This window comes from Streptomyces swartbergensis, assembly GCF_002148965.1.
In the GTDB taxonomy this organism is placed as follows: domain Bacteria; phylum Actinomycetota; class Actinomycetes; order Streptomycetales; family Streptomycetaceae; genus Streptomyces; species Streptomyces swartbergensis.
Genome location: NZ_NGFN01000725.1, coordinates 1 through 1,165 on the forward strand (window position 1 = coordinate 1; position 1,165 = coordinate 1,165).

2 protein-coding genes are annotated in these 1,165 nt (G+C 69.1%); both read right to left on the reverse strand.

Annotated features, from left to right (window positions below; all coding sequences use genetic code 11):
- Nucleotide 1 precedes the first annotated feature (1 nt).
- Nucleotides 2–571, reverse strand: coding sequence for a phosphotransferase-like protein (locus CA983_RS43905; RefSeq protein WP_086606133.1), 570 nt, complete (start codon nucleotides 569–571; stop codon nucleotides 2–4).
- Nucleotides 568–1,165: P-loop nucleotide/nucleoside kinase family protein (locus CA983_RS43910; RefSeq protein WP_244207363.1), on the reverse strand; the 598-nt coding region annotated here is incomplete at its 5' end. The genes CA983_RS43910 and CA983_RS43905, both read right to left, overlap by 4 nt.

The following is a 1,165-nucleotide window of genomic DNA, read 5'->3' on the forward strand; positions in this document are numbered from 1 at the left end:
CTCATGCCGTAGCCGCCTCCGCCCGCTGCACCAGCAGCTGGTCAATGCGCCAGGCCGACTCCTGCGGCGACGCCGTCGTCGTGTCTACCGTGAGATCCCAGGTCATGGCCACGTGCACGTCCAGGTCCTCGCGGGTCGCATCCCACGCGGCCAGGCGCGCCGCGGCGTCCGTGTCGCCCCRGCCCTCGGATCGCCGCGCGGTTTCGTCCCGAGAGCACCACAGCAGAACCACAGCCCAGTCGGCCCGGTAGCCGTCGACCAGAGCCTGAATGCCATCGACCTGCCCGAGGTGCACCACTGGCACGCCGGCCTCGAACGCGGCATCCAGGCCCGGCCGGTCGATGACGTACGTGTTGCCGTACCGAGCGTTGGCGTAGACGACGTCGCCCGCTGCCTCCAGTGCGTGCAGCTGCTCGGCAGTGCCCATCCGGTAGCCGGAGCTCTTGCCCGAGCCGACCTTGAGCCGCGCGAACTGGGCGTACCGCGAGTTCAGTTCGGTCAGCGCTCGGGTGACGGTGTCCTTGCCTGCTGCCGGTGGGCCATACAGCACCACTCCGTGCTTGCCGGTCACTCGTACATCGCCCCCATTGCTTGCCGGGCCTGGTCCGCGAGTGAGACCGCGGCCCCGAGACGGTTGTCGACGACCAGGTGCGGCACCGCCGGCCGTAGATCCAGGTCGATCGTCGCCATGTACTCATCCCACCGCTGGAGCTTCCAGGCATCCCGGGCCGCGCCCCGGAAACCGATGTATTCGCGCATCGACTCCTCGTCGCAGCGGACCCAGACCGGATAGACGTCGACGCCCATGGACGCCGCGCGGTTGGTCAGGCGCTGCATCCATGCCTGGTCCGTCATCTCCGCGATGAACGGCGCCGTGAGCACCGTGCTGATCCCACACCGGATGTTGGCCAWTGCGGACTGCATCAGGCAGTCGTACTCCACCGGCCGGACCTGGGTGCGATACAGGTCGGTGTGCCGGTCGTTCGAGTCACCGCCCAGCGCGACCAGCAGCTTCTCCACCAGCGGGCGGGTCAGCGGATCCTTGTCGAGCAGCGGCCAGCCGGTGAGCTGGACAAAGAACCTCGCCAGCTCGGTCTTCCCGCTGCCCGCGTATCCGCCGACCAGGATCAGGACCGGCCGGTGCGGGTCGCCACCGGTGTGCCGG